This window comes from Shinella sp. SUS2 (assembly GCF_001262505.1).
In the GTDB taxonomy this organism is placed as follows: domain Bacteria; phylum Pseudomonadota; class Alphaproteobacteria; order Rhizobiales; family Rhizobiaceae; genus Shinella.
In genome coordinates, this window is sequence record NZ_KQ410733.1 from 48,656 (window position 1) to 65,405 (window position 16,750).

Below are 16,750 nucleotides of genomic sequence, written 5' to 3' on the forward strand. Positions count from 1 at the left end.
TTGCCTCGCGGCGGTTGCGATCTACTTGCTTGCCGATGAACGAACTGGAGAAATTGCGGCCTTCGGATGCCGCAGCCCGTCATCTTGTCCGCCGCCTCATCGACGAGCCCGAGCGCTGGGCGCTTTTCCTCGATATTGACGGGACGCTGCTCGACCTTGCCGCGACACCCGATGCCATTCAGGTCCCCCTGTCGCTGCCGGCGGACCTTGATGCCGTATCCGCCCGCCTTGGCGGCGCGCTGGCGCTGGTTACCGGGCGAAGTCTTCCCTTCGCCGATGGATTGTTTGCCCCCTTTCGCTTTCCCATCGCCGGCCTGCATGGTGCGGAGTTCAGAGGCGCGGACGGAGCGACGTCGGTCGTCTCCGCGACACCGGCCTTCGCTGCGCTGAAGCAACGTCTCATCGAGCAGACGGCGTGGATGGAGGGCGTGCTCATCGAGGACAAGGGCGCTGCCGTCGCGGCCCATTACCGGCTTGCGCCGGCCTATGACACGGCGCTCGAGAGGATCATGCGCGACTTTGCCGAGGAGGCGGGTTGCGCCTGGGTGCTGCAGCCCGGCAAGATGGTCTTCGAGATCCGCCCTTCGCGTGCCGACAAGGGAGAAGCTGTTGCCAGCTACCTGGAACAGCCTGCCTTTGCGGGGCGCCTGCCGATCGCGATCGGCGACGATCTCACGGATGAGAGCATGTTCGCGCTTGCCAATGCCCGTGGGGGCCAGTCGATCCGCGTCGGCTCGCTCGCCACGGCCACCTGTGCGCTGGCAAAGGCATCGTCGCCATCGGCCATCCGCTCGGCGCTGACCACCATTGCCGGTGCAGGCAGGGACCGCAAGGCGGCGGCCACCTCCTGACCGTGCAGAAGGCAAGGGCGCTTCGGGCTGAATGTGGCGGGGGACGATGATGACGAACTTCCGGCGAAGGATGTCGGCAGGCAGCTGCGTTTGAAGCAAGGCATGCCGCTCATCTGGCACGCTATGGGCGCAAATCGGTATCCCGGCACGGCCTGGGTGGTTATATCGACTCAACTGTTGAGTGAGATATTCATAAATAAGGAATAAATCCTGCAAAACATCTGTGAAGCTCTGTTCCTCTATTGTCGGAGGGCGTATCCCGGATAGTTTTCTCCTTCGTTAGGTGGGCGAGGGGAGAGCGGGTTCGCGGATGCACTACAATATTCGGTCGTTGCAGGTGTTCGAATGTGTCTACCGGCATGCCTCGCTGGCGGGCGCGGCACGGGAGCTGGGCATAACCTCGAGTGCGATCAGCCATCAGCTGCGCAGTCTCAGGGAGCAGATCGGCGAGGAGCTTTTCGTCAAGCAGGGCCGCAGCATCGCCTTCACCGATCGGGGGCGGCAGATCGCCGAAAGCCTGAAATATGCTTTCTCGGAGATCGATTCTTCCGTCCGAAACGGTATTGCAGCTTCCAGTCGCTTCCTGCGGGTCACCATGTGCAGCTGCTTCGGGCTCGGCTGGTTCATTCCGCGGCTGGAGGGCTCGGCACAGGCCGGCTGGCGCAACCATCTGCGGGTCAAGATGGATGCGGAAGACATGGATCTCAGCGACCGCATCGCGGACGTGTTCTTTTCGACCACTCCGCTGAAATCGGGTTACTGGTCCTGCAAGCTGTTTGACGAGACGCTGATCGCGGTTTCCCCCGAGCACGGGAGAGGAAGTCAGCTCATCACGCATGATGTCGAGGAGGCGGTCTTTGGAGACGACTGGCTGGCCTTTTCCCGCACGGCCGGCAATCTCTGGCCGACACCCGTGGATCGATCCACGTTCATCGGCTCCAGCCACTATGTCTTCGGGCTGGAAATGGCGATGGCCGGGGTTGGTAGCGCGCTGGTTCCGGATTTTCTCGCGGAACGGGCACTGGAAAAGGGACGGGTCGTGCTCGCCTCCCGCCACCGCATGCCCTCGGGACGGGCCTATTACATGAACATCAAACACGCCCGGCGTCATGAGCCGCTGATCGACGGGTTTTGCTCCTGGGTTCTCAAGACTGCACGCCGGTAGCGTCCCCACTCTGTATTCCCTGTAGAGGCGCGGTTGATACCCTTCATTCCCTCTTTTCGGGAATATGAGGTCGACTTTGATCGCATTGGTAGTGGAAACGGACAGAATACGTGTATTTTTATAATAATGCAATCTTAGGAAGTAAATTGCTGTTCTATACCGGTGAATTTGGTTCAGGTGAATGAGATAAACTCAATGTTCAATGAGATGTACAGTTAAATTTTTGCAATCTATGGTATTTTCCGAGTAATATTTCCTGTTTAAGCCCGAATTAACAAATGGATGTAATATTTTTCCTAGTCGATTACCCCATCTGCTCAGTCGGAGTTCCACATTTCCCGAAAACAATGTGGCATTGGTTGCCTGCCCGCGATGGGCCGGGCGGCTCGTTGATGCGCGGATGAGGCGGTTGCACCACCGTTTTTCCATCCTCGCGAGGCACTCATGTCCTTTCTGCAGAATGCCAAGATCATAACGAAAGTGCTGGTTCCAGTCGTCGCGCTAAGCGCGATCGTCATTGCCAGCATTGCTTACCTGTCCTGGAGTTACCATCGCGCCGATGAGAGTTACAGCGCGTTTGTCTCGAGCGACAACCGTGCGACCCTGCTCCTGTCGCGGGCCAATACGAGTGTGCACACCGCGGCCTATGTCGCCTACAAGGTCCTCGCTTACGATGCGAAGGCACCGGAAATGCAGCAACTCCTCGGCAGTTTTGCAGACAGTTCGAAGCAGGCGATCGAGCGCTTCGAGGCAGCCAAGCAGCGCCTGCCGGAAGCGGCGACCGCTATTGATGGCATGATTGGCAAGGCTCAGGCGATTTTTGCAGAGTTGAGCAAGGCCGTTGAGTTCGGTTCGCGCAATGAGAATGACGCGGCCCGCCCCATCCTCGCCCAGCAGGACGTCGCGATTATCGAGCTTCGCAAGATGCTCGGCACATTCATCGATGAGAACACCGCATCCATCGATGCGCAGACCGAAGTCCTGGCGAATGGAACGGATTTCACGATCAAGTCGTCGCTCATAGCGCTCGGTTTCGTCCTGGTGGCCGCACTGGCCGCATCGCTCGCAATAACCATCTACGGCATTACCCGGCCGGTGGATGCCCTTCGTCAGCGCATGCTGGGCCTTGCCGACGGAGAAACGGAAGCGCCGGTTTCGGGACTTGGCCGCAAGGACGAAGTCGGCCAGATGGCCGCCGCCGTTGCGGTGTTCCGCGACAACGCCGTCGAGCGCATCCGGCTTGAGCAGGAAGCGGCATCGAACCGCAGCCTCTCGGAAAACGAGCGGCTGGAGCGCGAGGCCCAGAAGGCACGCGAGGCCGCCGCCATCCAGGCCGCCGTGGACGCGCTCGCCACGGGCCTCGAACAGCTGTCCAACGGCAATCTGACCCACCGCGCCCACGAGCCCTTCGGTCTCAATCTCGATGGCTTGCGCACCAACTTCAACGACTCGATGGTCAAGCTGCAGAACACCTTGAAGCGGGTCGAGGAAAGCACCCGCAGCATCAATGCCGGTGCAAACGAGATGCGCTCGGGCGCGGACGATCTCGCCCGCCGGACTGAACAGCAGGCCGCATCCGTCGAGGAGACGGCGGCCGCGCTGGAGGAAATCACGACCGCGGTGAAGGATTCGGCCCGTCGAGCGGAAGAGGCCGGCACACTCGTGGCCCGCACCCGGGAAGGGGCGGAGCGCTCCGCCATCGTGGTGCGCGACGCGATCGAGGCGATGCAGCTGATCGAGAAATCCTCCGGCGAGATCACCAACATCATCAGCGTGATCGACGAGATCGCCTTCCAGACGAACCTCCTGGCGCTCAATGCCGGCGTCGAGGCTGCCCGAGCCGGGGAAGCCGGCAAGGGCTTTGCAGTGGTCGCGCAGGAAGTGCGTGAACTCGCCCAGCGTTCGGCGGCGGCCGCCAAGGATATCAAGAACCTCATTGGCGCTTCCAGCCAGCAGGTGCAGGCTGGCGTGCAGAAGGTCCGCGAAACGGGTGCCGCGCTTGGCACGATCGCGACGGAGGTACAGGAAATCAACCGCAATGTCGTCGCCATCGTCGAGGCGGCGCGTGAGCAGTCGATCGGACTTTCGGAAATCAACACGGCCGTCAATTCCATGGACCAGGGCACGCAGCAGAATGCGGCCATGGTTGAACAGACGACGGCGGCAACGCACAGCCTCTCCAGCGATGTCACTGCTCTTTCTCAGCTGTTGGCCCAGTTCAAGCTGCACGAGCGGGAGCATGCTCCGGTTGCCGTCGTTCCCTCTTCCGGGAGTTCTCCCGTCCGGGCGCTGACCCGCAAGGTCGCAAGTGCGTTCTCCGGCTCTGCCGCCCTCGCCCATGCTCCACAGGGCGATCAGTGGCAGGAGTTCTGAGATATCCGGGACCGGCAAGCCCGAAAGGGATGCCGGTCCCGGGCTTCGTTGCAGGCCGCATCAGGCAGCGGATTGCCGGTTGGTGTCACCTCGAGCATGCACAGGATGGAGTTTTAGCGAATGTTGACGGTATATGGCTGCCTCGTGAACGAGCACGATCTGCGGCTCGTGCTCCTCGCCGGGCTGGTTTGCACCCTGGCCTCCTTCGCTGCGATCAGCCTCCTGCACCATGTGCTGCGTACGCAGGGGCCGCTTCGGACGATCTGGCTGTGGGTTGCCGCGACGGCGACGGGTTTCGGCATCTGGGCCACGCACTTCATCGCAATGCTCGCCTTCTCCCCGGCCATGCCGACCGGCTATAACATCGCACTCACGGCGGTCTCGCTGCTGGATGCGATCCTGCTGACGCGCCTCGGGCTTTCGGTCGCGCTGGCCCGTATCCGGTTTGCACGCTGGCTGGGTGGGGCAGTTGTCGGCGGCGGCATCGCGGTGATGCACTACACGGGCATGGCCGCCTTCGAAATTCCCGGCCGCATCGAGTGGGACCCGGTGCTGGTCGCCGCCTCAATCATACTCGGTACGGTGATCGGCGCCTGTGCCCTGCCGGTCGGTCTGCGCGAGCGCAGCAAGGCGGCACTCGCCGGGGGAGCGTTGTTGTTGACCCTTGCCATCGTCAGCCATCATTTCACGGCCATGGGCGCGGCGGCGATCGTTCCCGATCCACGCTATCAAGTCTCCCCGCTGGCTATCCCGACGGGCTGGCTGGCCGTGCTGGTCTCGATCGCGGCGTTCACCATCCTGCTTCTGACCTTCGCCGCGCTGGCGCTCGACATTCGCGACCGCCGGCTTGCCGAGCGGGAATCGGAGCGCATGCGGGCACTGGCCAATGCCGCCTTCGAGGGCCTTCTGGTCTGCCGGCAGGGGGTGGTCGTTTCGGCCAATGCCAGCTTCGAGACACTCGTCGCCTGCCCGCAGGAGCAGGTGATCGGCGCCGCGCTTGCGACATTCCTGCCCGATGCGGCGGCCCGTCGCCAGCTCGCGGACAGGCCGAACACGGCTTTCGAAACGCGGCTGCGCGCGATTGACGGGGCAATGATCGATGTCGAGGTGGTTTCCCGGCCGATCGGCTTTGCCAACGCGCCGCACAGCGCCATCGCCGTCAGGGACCTGCGTGCCCGCAAGAAGGCCGAAAACAACATCCACTTCCTTGCCCACCACGATACCCTGACGGGCCTTGCCAACCGAAACAGCTTCAACAGCGAGCTCGACGAGCAGATCGCCGCCCATCAGCCGAACGGGCGTCTGGGCGGGTCGCATCTGGCGGTGCTCTGCCTTGATCTCGATCGCTTCAAGGAGGTCAACGACCTCTTCGGCCATGCCGCTGGCGACAAGCTGCTTCAGAAGGTGGCGCTGTCGGCTTCAAGGGTCCTGCGCAAGGGCCAGCTGATGGCAAGGCTTGGCGGTGACGAATTCGCCATCATCGCGCCTGGTCTGAGCAATCCCATGCAGGCGGGGCGGATCGCCGAGAGCGTGCTTGATGCATTGCGGACGGAAAATGAGAATGCTTCCGCCACGGACGGCCTGATCTCGACGAGCATCGGCATCGCGCTCTTTCCGGCGGACGCGGCCGACCGGACGTCGCTCATGAGCCATGCCGACACTGCGCTCTATCGCGCAAAGGCGGACGGGCGCGGCATCTACCGTTTCTTCGAGAGCGCCATGGGCGAGCAGGTGCGCGAACGTCGCCGCATCGAACACGACCTGCGGCACGCCATCGTGCGGCGCGAGCTCTCTCTCGTCTACCAGCCGCAGGCCCGTACCGCGGACCGGGAGGTCGTCGGCTTCGAGGCGCTGCTGCGCTGGAACAGCCGCGAGCGGGGTCGTATCGGACCGGACGTGTTCATTCCCATCGCGGAGGAATGCGGGCTCATCCTGCCGATCGGCGAATGGGTGCTGCGTGAGGCCTGCCGGGAGGCGGCGGGCTGGGCGCATCCGCTCGGCATTGCCGTCAATGTCTCGCCGATCCAGCTCCACAGTGCCCATTTCGCCCAGCTGGTGCACGAAACGCTGCTCCAGACAGGCCTTGCGCCCCATCGCCTCGAACTGGAAATCACTGAGACCGCTCTCATCCGTGACTTCAACCGGGCCCTTGCGACGCTACGCCAGTTGAAGGCTCTCGGGGTCCGGATCGCCATGGACGATTTCGGAACTGGCTATTCCTCGCTTTCCAACCTGCGGGCGTTTCCCTTCGACAAGATCAAGATCGATGCATCGTTCATCCGCTCGGTCGACGGAAACGGGCAGGCGGCGGCGATCGTGAAGGCCGTGCTCGGCCTTGGCCGCGGCCTCGAATTGCCGGTCCTTGCGGAAGGCGTGGAGACGGCGGAAGAACTCGCCTTCCTCAGCGCCGAAGATTGCCAGGAGGTGCAGGGCTATCTCGTCGGCCGGCCGCGACCGATCGGCGAATTCTCCAAGCATACCGGCTCTATGCCGGCCGTGCGCGGGCCTGCCTATGCCGAAAAAGGTGCAAACACCTGACGAGGCCGTCTATTGAGACAATTGTCCACTTGGACAGAGCAGGGCGACATCGGCACCCGGCCCTGCTCAGGCGGCCGCTGCCTGCTGTTCCCGCAGGAAGGTCGAGATGCGTTTCAGCCCTTCCGCCAGCACCGTGCCGTTGTTGGTGAAGCCGATCCGTACATAACCTTCCATGTCCATGGCGCTTCCGGGCGTCAGCATCACGCCGGTGCGCGCCAGCAGCCCTTCACAGAACTCCACGGAGGAGAGAGGCAGGTGGTACTTCAGGAGCGCGGTTGTGCCGGATTTCGGCTTGATCCAGGAGACCAGCGGCTCGCCGTCGACCCAGGCCGCAAGTGTTGCGAGGTTGCTGCGGGTGATGGCGCGGCTGCGGGCAAGGATCTTGTCGCGGTTCTCCAGCGCGATGGCGGCGAAGTGGTCGTCCAGCATCCCGACGCTGATCGTGTTGTAGTCGCGGTGGATCGAGACGGCGTGCAGCAGGTCTACCGGTCCGGCGATCCAGCCGAGACGCAGACCTGCAAGCGCGAAGGTCTTCGACATGCTGGCAGTGCTGATGCCCTTTTCGTAGAGATCGGCGATCGAGGCGGTCATGCCGTCGCCCTCCTGGTCCGTGCCGCGATAGACCTCGTCACAGAGGATCCAGGCGCCGGCGGCCCGGGCGATCTCGACGACCTTCTCCAGATAGGCGCGATCCATCAGTGCGCCGGTGGGATTGTTGGGGTTGTTGATGGCGATGAGCTTCGTGCCCGGCGTCGCCAGCCGCTTCAGTTCCTCAAGATCGGGTAGGAAACCGGTCGCCTCCGTCAGCCGGAGGATCTGCACGTCGGCGCCGATGCTCTCCGGGATGGAGTAATGCTGCTGGTAGGTCGGCAGCACGGAGATGACGCGGTCGCCGCGCTCGACGAGCGTGCCGTGCACCAACGCGTTCGCGCCGATCGCACCATGCGTGATGACGACGTTTTCCACCGCCTGCTTCTCGTAGAGGGCGGCGACCAGCTTGCGCAGGCGCTCGCTGCCCTCGATCGCCCCGTAGGTCAGCTTTATCGGCAGAAGCTCGGAGAGGATCGTGTCGGTCTTGCCCGCCATCTCCAGGAGCTCGGCGACGGTCAGAGATTCGACACAGGTCTCGGCGATGTTCAGTTCGCAATTGTTTTCATAGCGGTTCATCCAGATTTCAACGCCGAAATCACGAATCTTCATGGGGCAACTCCTTTGGTGTCTCGGACATCGGCAGCAGGCGATGGAGAGCGTGCGGTTTGCTGTCTTCAGGACAGGGATGATTGCACAGGATGCTATGAGCAATATATTGCTCAGTCAAGGAGGCCCGATGTCTTCGCCCCGTTTCAGGCGCCCGGCTTTGGTCGCGAGCCATCCTCTATCGGGACGGACCGGCACCGCCGCGCGCGAGCATCCTTGGCAGGTCGTACCCGCCTGCGGCCTTTTCTTGGAAAAGGTCACGTCTGTCGGAAAACCTGGATCAGCGCGCCATCAGCTGCAAGGCGTCCTGAAGGCACGGCATGGCGATGCCTGCGCCCTTGCGCGTCACGGCGACGGCGCCGAAGGCGTTGGCGAGGCGGCAGCAGTCGGGGCCGTTGAGGCCGGTGAGGCTGCCGTGGATATGGCCGGCGGCGAAGGCATCGCCGGCGCCGGTCGTGTCCACTGCCGCGGTGGAAAACCACGGGGCACTGTCGGTGCCTTCGCGTCGGCAGAGGCGTGATGCGGCTCCATCCCCCTTGAGCGCGATGCGTCGCACGCCACCCGCCAGCAGCGCGGCGAGCATCGGCTCAAGGTCGCTCCCCTGCGGCCGATGCAGGAGGCGGGGAAGGTCGGCGCCGTCGAGCAGGATCATCTCCAGCTTCGGCAGAAGGCTCAGCACCTTGCCGGCGATTGTCGAGGCGACGCCGCCGGGCACGTCGAGGCTGACGGGGATGCTCCGCGCTGCTGCAATATCGATGGCGCGGCAGGCGGCCTGCGATTGGGGGGCTTGAAGCAGCGCATAGCCGGAGAGATGGAACAGCGCGGCGCCTTCGAAGGCGCTTTCGGCAATGTCGTCCGGCACGAGATGGGCATTGGCGCCACGATAGGCGAACATGGTGCGTTCGCCGCTCGCACCCACCGTCACCACGTTGATCTGCGTCGGCTCGGCCGGATCCTCGCCGATCCAGCGGGTCGCAACGCCGGCTCCGACAAGATCCGAAAGCGCCTGCCGGCCCCAGGCATCCGCACCGATACGCCCGATCAGGCGGGCCTCGTGGCCGGAGCGGGCAAGGGCAATCGCCGTGTTGGTGGCCGAACCGCCGAGTGCCACGGTCTGGTGCGTGGCGATGCCTTCCCCGCCCTCGGGCGGGTAGAAGGGAATATCGAGCACGAGGTCGATATTGATATCGCCGAGCAGGACGACCGCGGCCATCGGGCGGCCTCAGAGATCGACGTGCATCAACGCGATCGCCTGATCCACATCGGCGATGATGTCGTCGATATGTTCGATGCCGACCGAGAAGCGCACCAGGCCGTCGACCACGCCCATCGCCTCGCGTTCCTGGCTTGGAATGTCGAGGAAGGCCATGGTGGCGGGAACCTGCGTGGTGGTGCGAAGGCCGCCGAGGCTGGCTGCGAAGGAGCACAGTTTCAGCCGCTTGAGGAGGCGTGCGCCGGAGGCTTCGTCGGCCACCTGGAAGGAGAGCATCGCACCGCCGCCCTGCAACTGCTCGCTGGCTGCAGCGTAGTTCGGATGCGAGGGCAGGCCGGGATAGAAGACACGCTTGACGCGCGGATGAGCCTCCAGGTGCTTTGCCAGCGCCAGCGCGTTGGCGCATTGCTTTTCGAGGCGCAGCGACAGGGTCTGGGCGCCGCGCAGAAGCAGCCAGGCGTTGAAGGGAGAGAGCGGCGCGCCGAGCTTGTTCAGCGTGTTCCAGCGCACATCCTCCAGCCAGTCGGTGGGCAGGATGTCCGATTTCAGTGTGATGACGCCGCCGACGGCATCGTTGTGGCCGCCGATGAACTTGGTGGCGCTTTCGACGACGACGTCGACGCCGAATTCATGCGGGCGGCAGACGGCGGGGGAGGCGAAGGTGTTGTCGCAGATGACGACGATGCCGCGGGCATGGGCGATCTCGACCAGCTTTCTGAGCGGCGGCACCTTCATCGTCGGGTTGGCGATGGCCTCGACATAGAGGACCTTGGTTTCGGCGGTGAAGGCGTTCTCGACGGCACGCACATCCGTGCAATCGACGAGGCTGACCTTCAGGCCGAAATCCTGGGCGCGGTGGTCGAAGAATTCATGGGTCGAGGAATAGGTGGTGAGGTCGGCGACGATATGATCGCCGGCCTTCAGGATGCCGAAGAGCGCATGCGAGATCGCTGCCATGCCGGATGCCGTGGCAAGGCAGCCGGTGCCGCCTGTGAGCTGCGCGATATGCTCTTCGAACTTGTACTCTGTCGGATTGCCGCAGCGCGAATAGATGTTCACTTCCTTGCGCGCGCCGGCCACGATCTGGTCGTAGATGTCGCCGGCATACTGGAAGTTCGCCGACATGTAGATCGGGTAGCTGATCGACTGGGAGTGTTCCTCAGGCTCGTAGAAGACGGCGCGGCTGGCGAACTGGTAATCCTTGGCAGACATTGTGTTACTCCTTCACGGCGCCGCCGATGAGGGCGGCCGTGATCTGGCGTTCGAAATAGACAAAGAGGATGAGCGGGGCGATGGCCGCGATCAGGATAGCCGCCAGCATCGCCGGATAGTTGGTGATGTGCTCGCCGACGAAATCGGTAAGGCCGACGGGCAGGGTCTTGCGCGCCGGATTGTTGATGAAGACGACGGGGAAGAGGAAGTCGTTCCACACCCAGATCATGTTGACGATGGCGACGGTGAACATGGCCGGCCTTGCGATGGGCAGGGCGACTTTGCGAAAGATCTGCCATTCGGAAGCGCCGTCGACGCGGCCGGCGTCGAAGAGTTCGCGCGGCAGCGTGTTGAAGAAGGCCTGCATGATGAAGATCGATACGGGCACGTTGAAGGCCGCTGTCGGCAGGATGACGCCGAGATGGGTGTCCAGCAGGCCGGCTCCGCGCAGCATCACGACGAGCGGCACCAGCGCCACATAGGCGGGGATCGCCATGGCGGCGGTGAGGGACAGTTCCACCGCCGGCATCCAGCGGGGCCGGTAGATGGCGAGCGCGTAGCCCGCGAGCGTTGAGACGAGGACGGTGATCAGTGTCGCGCCGGCCATGACGATCAGCGAATTGACGGCGTAGCCGCCGAGCGCCCCGCCGCTCCACGCCCCGATGTAGGCGTCGAAATTGAGGCTGGTCGGGAAGGACCAGACGGAGCGCATGAATTCCTTGTTCGTCTTGAAGGTGCTGTAGATCATCCAGATGAAGGGGAAGATCACCATCAGCACATGCAGGGTGAGGAGCGCGAGCACGACGCTGTTCGTGCGGTTCCAGCGGTGGACGACCGTCGTCATGCGTCCCCCTTGCGCTTCATGTAGCGGAAGATGATCCAGGCGGCGAGGGCCGTCAGCACCATCTGGGCGAAGCCGATGGTTGCGGCATAGCCCATCTCGAAGCTGCCGAAGCCCATCTTGTAGAGATAGGTGGAAATGACCTCGCTGGCGTGGCTCGGCCCGCCATTGGTGAGCACGAACACCAGAGAGAAGGTTTTGAGCGAGCCGATGATGGCGAGCAGCGAGTTGGCGCGCACGGCATCCCAGACCATCGGGATGGTGATCGAGACGAACTTGCGCCGATGGCCCGCGCCGTCGATCTCCGCCGCCTCGTAGACGCTTTCCGGCACGGAACGCACGGCCGCGGTGAAGAGCAGCACATAGAGCCCGAGATAGGTGAAGCTCATGACCACGACGACGGCGAGGAAGGCGGTGTCGGATTCGCCGAGCCAGCCGCGCTTCAGGCTGTCGAGGCCCACCACTTTCAACGCCGCGTTCACCAGCCCGAAATAGGGATTGTACATGAAGCGCCAGAGCAGGCCGATGCAGATCTCGCTGACCATGACGGGCACGAGATAGAAGAACAGGAAGATGCGGCTGAAGGCCGGCACGATGCGCACCAGGCAATAGGCGATGACCAGCGCCAGAAAGACCTGGAAGACGATGGCCGAGAGCGCGACGAGCAGGTTGCGGCCGAGTGAGGCCCAGAAGATCGGGTCGGCGGCAAGCCTGAGGACATTGCCGGCGCCGACGAAGAGCGGCGGGGAGGCGCCGTCCCACTGGAACATCGACAACCAGCCGGCATAGACGACGGGATAGGCGACGAAGGCGAAGACGAAGACGAGAGCCGGCGCCAGGAAGACCAGCGCCGCCCGATTGTGTCTCTTCGCAAAGCCGATGTCAGCGCGCATCATCCCGCCGGTTTCCTGGAGGTATCGGCCCGCCCACGTTGAAGCGCCGGCGGGCTGTTTTCCTACTTGTTCGCCTTCAGCGCGTCTTCGAGACGCTTGGCACCGTCGGCGGGCGCAACGGAACCGTCGAGCACGCCCTGCAGCGTCGTGTAGTAGATGTTCGTCGCAGCCGGCGGCATGGCCGTATCGTAGAAGGAATCGAGATGGCCGGCGGCGTTCATCAGGTCGTTGCTGATGCCGTAGAGCACGGGACCGGCAGCGGCCTCGGTGGTGGCGCCCTTGACGGTCACCATCGTCTTGCGCAGCTCGACATACTTGGTCATCACCTCGGGCGAGGAGAGGAACTTCAACAGCGTGACCGCGTCGGCCTTGTTGTCCGTCTTCTCCGAAATGCCGAAGGAGGCGGCAACGCCAGCCAGTACGTCCGTCTGGTCTCCCGCGCCGCCGGAAACGCTCGGGAAGGCGAAGTAGCCAAGCTCGAAACCCTCGGGTGCATCGGCCGATGCGCCGATCTGCCAGGTACCGTTGAGCAGCATGGCGGCCTGGCCGTTGAGGAAGAGCATGTTGGCTTCCTGGTCGCTCATGCCGTTGAAGCCGATCGGGAAATACTCCTTCTTGGCGATCTCGGCGACCGTCTGGAAGGCCTTTTCGCCCTCTGCGCCGAGCGTCGCAGCGGCGTCGCCATTGACGAAGGACGCGACGACACCGGAGCCCTTCAGGCGCATTTCCATGTACTGGAACCAGAAGGTGGCCGGCCAGGAATCCTTGTTGCCGAGCGAGAAGGGCACGAGGCCCTCTCCCTTGACCTTCTCGGCGAGCGCCATCAGCTCGTCATAGGTCTTCGGAACGGTCCAGCCCTTTTCGGCGAACAGCGCCTTGTCGTACCAGAAGACGACGGAATCGACGTCGACGGGCACCGCATAGGTCTTGCCGTCCTTGCTGGTCTGGGCGATGGCGCTTTCCAGGAAGCTGTCGCGCCAGCCGTCCTTGGCAAGATCGGCATCGAGCGCATACATCTGGCCGCCCTTGACGAAGGCATTCAGGAAGCCGCCGGGCAGGGTGTAGAAGACGTCCGGCGGGTTGCCGGACGCCATGGCGGTGTTGAGCTTCGTCTTGTAGGCCGATTGCTCGGCCGCGACGACATCCAGCGTAATGTCGGGATGTTTCTTGGCGAATTCGTCGAGCGCGAAGGTGATGAAATCGATCTTGTCCTGCTGCCCGGCATAGGCATGCCAGAAGGAAAGCTCGCCGGCCGCGGCCGGAAGTGCGGTGAGCGCAAGCGCGGCGCCGGCAATGAGAAGACGTTTCAGCTTCACGATATCCTCCCGAAACGATGGGGCAGCGCCCTCCGCCGCCATATGAAGTGATGCCACAACAAAAACTAGCTGTCCATAGTGACACCACAACATGCCCATGCTAGCGTCACCGCTATCGACCGTGTCAGACCGCGAAAGAGCCGCCATGACCGTTGACCTGCGTGGTCCGTCCAATCCCGCGAGCAGCCGGCTGCGCAGCGTGCTGCCGAAACTGTCGGACTCCGAGCGTCGCGTTGCGCTCTGGGTGCTCGACAATGTCGAGGCGACCATCCGCAATTCCATGTCGGCCATCGCCCAGGCGGTGGACGTCAGCGACACGACCGTGCTGCGCATGTGTCGCACCGCCGGCTTCGAGGGCTTCACCGATCTCAAGCTGGCCTTGGTCCAGGAGCCGCGCCAGAGCCAGGACACGAACGCCAGCGAGCCCCATGCGAGCGACCTTCAGGCTGCCGGCCGCTTGTTCCGCGCCGTGGCGCAGGCGATCAACGATACGCAGGGCGTGCTTTCCGAGGCGACCTTTGCCGGCGCGCTCGATCTCATCGCCGGCGCGCGCCATATCCTTGTCGGCGGCGTCGGCGGATCGGGCATCGTCGCGCAGGCTCTCTATCAGCGCTGCATCCGGCTCGGTCTCCGGTGCGATGCACCCGTCGATTCCCAGTTGCAGATCATGCATTCGGCGCTGACCGGGCCGGAAGACCTCGTCGTCGTCATCTCCTACTCTGGCATCACCAGCGATCCGGTGCTCGTGCTTCAGGAAGCGAAGTCGCGCGGGGCAAAGACGCTCTGCATCACCGGCAACAGCGCCTCGCCGCTGGCGCGGCTTGCCGATGTCGTCCTCGTCAGCGTCTCGCACGAGCAGGGCAGCGAGCCGATGGCCGCACAGATCGCCCAGATGGCGCTGATCGACGCGCTCTATTCCGCCCTCGTCGCGCGCAATGCCGAGCGGGCCCAGCTCACCGAGGAGCGGATGGTCAACGCCATCCTTCCCAAGTCCATCTAGTTCCAAGACAGGGAATGCCGTGAAAATTCAGATCTACACCATGCAGACCGTTTCCGAGGCGATCGCCGCGGCAGAGGCGGGCGTCGACTATCTCGGCCTGACCCCCTCCAATCGCGGCCTGCCGGGCGAAATCAGCTTCGCGACGGCGCGCGAGATCGCCGATGCACTGAAGGGCCGGGCGTCGCGCGTCGCGCTGTCGGTGGAGAGCGATCTTGGCGCCATCGCCGACATGGTCGCCGCCGTCCGGCCGGACGTGCTGCATCTGTGCGGCGACATCACGCTTGTGACGCCGGATCATGTGCGCCAGCTCCGCGAAACCCTGCTGCCGCTCTATCCGGACCTCGGCATCCTGCAGGCCATCCCGATGACCGGGCCGGAAGCGCTTGATCATGCTGCTGCCTTCGAGCCCTATTGCGACAGCTTCATCCTGGATTCCGTCGCCGCCCATATCGGCGGCATCGGTGCGGCGGGCGTCACCCATGACTGGTCGCTGAGCCGCGCGATCGTCGAGCGCAGCAAGCTGCCGGTCATTCTTGCCGGGGGGCTCGGACCGGACAATGTCGCGGCCGCCATCGCCGCCGTCAAACCCTGGGCCGTGGATTCGCTGACCCACACCAACAAGCCGCTGCCCGAAGGTGGCTTCCGCAAGGACCTCGACAAGATCAAGGCCTTCGTGACGGCTGCAAGGGCGGCCTGAGCGGTATCCTTTAAGGAAGAAAAGGGGCGGTACCATTGGTGTCGCCCTTTCTTTTTAGATTGCTGCGTTGCCCCTTATGGCTCCATTGGAACTTCTAATTTTCCAGCGACAGCGAAGATTTCTACCTTGAATCCCGTCAACCGGCGCGATTGGCCGCGGTCAAGGGAGTTTTTCGAATGAACATGTTTGCGCGAGGGATGCCGAACCAGCTGCTGCGGCTGCAGGAGATGCACAATGGCGAGAAGGTGCGGCCGACATTTTCGGCGGGCGAGATGGAGCGGCGGCAGAATGCCATGCGGCGCATCCTGGAGGAGCTGAAGCTCGATGCGGCGATCCTCACCTCCTACCACAACATCTGCTATTTCTCCGATTTCCTCTACTGCTCCTTCGGCCGTCGTTATGCTTTCGTCATCACGCCGGAAAAGGCGACGTCGGTTTCCGCGGGCATCGATGCGGGCCAGCCCTGGCGGCGCACCTTCGGCGACAACATCACCTATACCGACTGGCAGCGCGACAATTTCTTCCATGCCCTGCAGACGCTGCTGCCGAAGGTCTCGCGCATCGGCATCGAGTTCGACCAGGTCAATCTCGACCTGCGCCGGCTGCTGGAGGAGGCGTTTCCGCATGTCGAATTCGTCGATATCGGCGCGCCGACCATGTGGCTGCGGACGATCAAGTCGGCCGAGGAGATCGTGCTCATCAAGGAGGGTGCCGCGACGGCCGATATCGGCGGGGCGGCGGTGGCAAACGCCGTTCGCGAAAGCGTGCCGGAATACGAGGTGGCGCTGGCGGGAACGCAGGCCATGGTCCGCCATATCGCGAACCGTTTTCCCCATGCCGAGCTGATGGACACCTGGGTCTGGTTCCAGTCGGGCGTCAACACGGACGGCGCGCACAATCCGGTGACCGCACGCCGGGTGGAGAAGGGTGACATCCTTTCGCTCAACTGCTTCCCGATGATCGCGGGCTACTATACCGCGCTGGAGCGCACGCTGTTCCTCGACCACGCCAGCGACGAGCACCTGCGCATCTGGGAGATCAATTGCGCCGTCCATCGCCGTGGCCTCGAACTCCTCAAGCCCGGCGCGCGCTGCGGCGACGTCGCGACGGAACTCAACGAGATCTACCGAGAGCACGGCCTGCTCGGCTACCGCTCGTTCGGCTACGGTCATTCCTTCGGCGTGCTCTCGCACTATTACGGCCGCGAGGCGGGCGTGGAACTGCGCGAGGACATCAACACGGTGCTGCAACCCGGCATGGTCGTCTCCATGGAGCCGATGCTGACCATTCCGGAGAGCATGCCGGGCGCCGGCGGCTACCGGGAGCACGATATCCTCGTGATGACCGAGACCGGCAGCGAGAACATCACGGGCTTTCCCTTCGGTCCGGAGCATAATATCCTCCCCGCCTGACCCGTCCGCGGGCAACTTGGAACGGGCCGCCCGATCGGCCCG

Annotated in this window: 13 protein-coding genes; 7 read left to right on the top strand and 6 right to left on the bottom strand. The window is 63.5% G+C overall.

The features are described from left to right. The first annotated feature begins 35 nt into the window (after positions 1-35). The 4 genes from otsB (at position 36) to AKG11_RS18865 (ending at position 6,927) form a co-directional block, all read left to right on the top strand. On the top strand, positions 36-851 hold the full coding sequence (otsB, locus tag AKG11_RS18850) for a trehalose-phosphatase (protein WP_050745032.1): 816 nt from the start codon (positions 36-38) through the stop codon (positions 849-851). Between the two features lie 310 nt (positions 852-1,161). Further along, positions 1,162-2,016 (top strand): LysR family transcriptional regulator, encoded by an 855-nt coding sequence (locus AKG11_RS18855; RefSeq protein ID WP_050745033.1) that lies wholly within the window; start codon positions 1,162-1,164, stop codon positions 2,014-2,016. A 444-nt stretch (positions 2,017-2,460) separates the two neighbouring features. Next, positions 2,461-4,389, top strand: coding sequence for a methyl-accepting chemotaxis protein (locus AKG11_RS18860; RefSeq protein ID WP_050745034.1), 1,929 nt, complete (start codon positions 2,461-2,463; stop codon positions 4,387-4,389). A 120-nt stretch (positions 4,390-4,509) separates the two neighbouring features. After that, on the top strand, positions 4,510-6,927 hold the full coding sequence (locus AKG11_RS18865; RefSeq protein ID WP_050745035.1) for a bifunctional diguanylate cyclase/phosphodiesterase: 2,418 nt from the start codon (positions 4,510-4,512) through the stop codon (positions 6,925-6,927). A gap of 66 nt (positions 6,928-6,993) precedes the next feature. On the opposite strand, the gene AKG11_RS18870 is transcribed toward AKG11_RS18865, so the two are convergent. The 6 genes from AKG11_RS18870 to AKG11_RS18895 form a co-directional block, all read right to left on the bottom strand. Further along, on the bottom strand, positions 6,994-8,127 hold the full coding sequence (locus AKG11_RS18870) for an aminotransferase (RefSeq protein WP_050745036.1): 1,134 nt from the start codon (positions 8,125-8,127) through the stop codon (positions 6,994-6,996). A 277-nt stretch (positions 8,128-8,404) separates the two neighbouring features. Further along, complete coding sequence (locus tag AKG11_RS18875; RefSeq protein ID WP_050745037.1) at positions 8,405-9,337, bottom strand: carbohydrate kinase family protein; 933 nt, start codon at positions 9,335-9,337, stop codon at positions 8,405-8,407. 9 nt (positions 9,338-9,346) lie between these two features. After that, the gene (locus AKG11_RS18880) at positions 9,347-10,549 is read right to left on the bottom strand and encodes a trans-sulfuration enzyme family protein (protein ID WP_050745038.1); all 1,203 of its coding nucleotides are present in this window, start codon (positions 10,547-10,549) and stop codon (positions 9,347-9,349) included. Between the two features lie 4 nt (positions 10,550-10,553). Then, positions 10,554-11,393: a carbohydrate ABC transporter permease gene (locus AKG11_RS18885; protein ID WP_050745039.1), complete on the bottom strand. Its 840-nt coding sequence runs from the start codon at positions 11,391-11,393 to the stop codon at positions 10,554-10,556. Then, on the bottom strand, positions 11,390-12,286 hold the full coding sequence (locus tag AKG11_RS18890; protein WP_245290173.1) for a carbohydrate ABC transporter permease: 897 nt from the start codon (positions 12,284-12,286) through the stop codon (positions 11,390-11,392). The genes AKG11_RS18885 and AKG11_RS18890 overlap by 4 nt, the downstream gene beginning before the upstream one ends. A 59-nt stretch (positions 12,287-12,345) precedes the next feature. Beyond that, a complete protein-coding gene (locus AKG11_RS18895) occupies positions 12,346-13,599 on the bottom strand; it encodes an ABC transporter substrate-binding protein (protein WP_245290174.1) in 1,254 nt (417 codons plus the stop codon). Positions 13,600-13,744: 145 nt separating this feature from the next. Between AKG11_RS18895 and AKG11_RS18900 the strand changes: the two genes are divergently transcribed. The 3 genes from AKG11_RS18900 (at position 13,745) to AKG11_RS18910 (ending at position 16,708) form a co-directional block, all read left to right on the top strand. Next, the gene (locus AKG11_RS18900; protein WP_082342526.1) at positions 13,745-14,599 is read left to right on the top strand and encodes a MurR/RpiR family transcriptional regulator; all 855 of its coding nucleotides are present in this window, start codon (positions 13,745-13,747) and stop codon (positions 14,597-14,599) included. Between the two features lie 19 nt (positions 14,600-14,618). Then, positions 14,619-15,296 (top strand): phosphoribosylanthranilate isomerase, encoded by a 678-nt coding sequence (locus AKG11_RS18905; protein ID WP_024270273.1) that lies wholly within the window; start codon positions 14,619-14,621, stop codon positions 15,294-15,296. A gap of 197 nt (positions 15,297-15,493) precedes the next feature. Continuing rightward, a complete protein-coding gene (locus AKG11_RS18910) occupies positions 15,494-16,708 on the top strand; it encodes a M24 family metallopeptidase (RefSeq protein ID WP_050745041.1) in 1,215 nt (404 codons plus the stop codon). Positions 16,709-16,750: the final 42 nt, after the last annotated feature.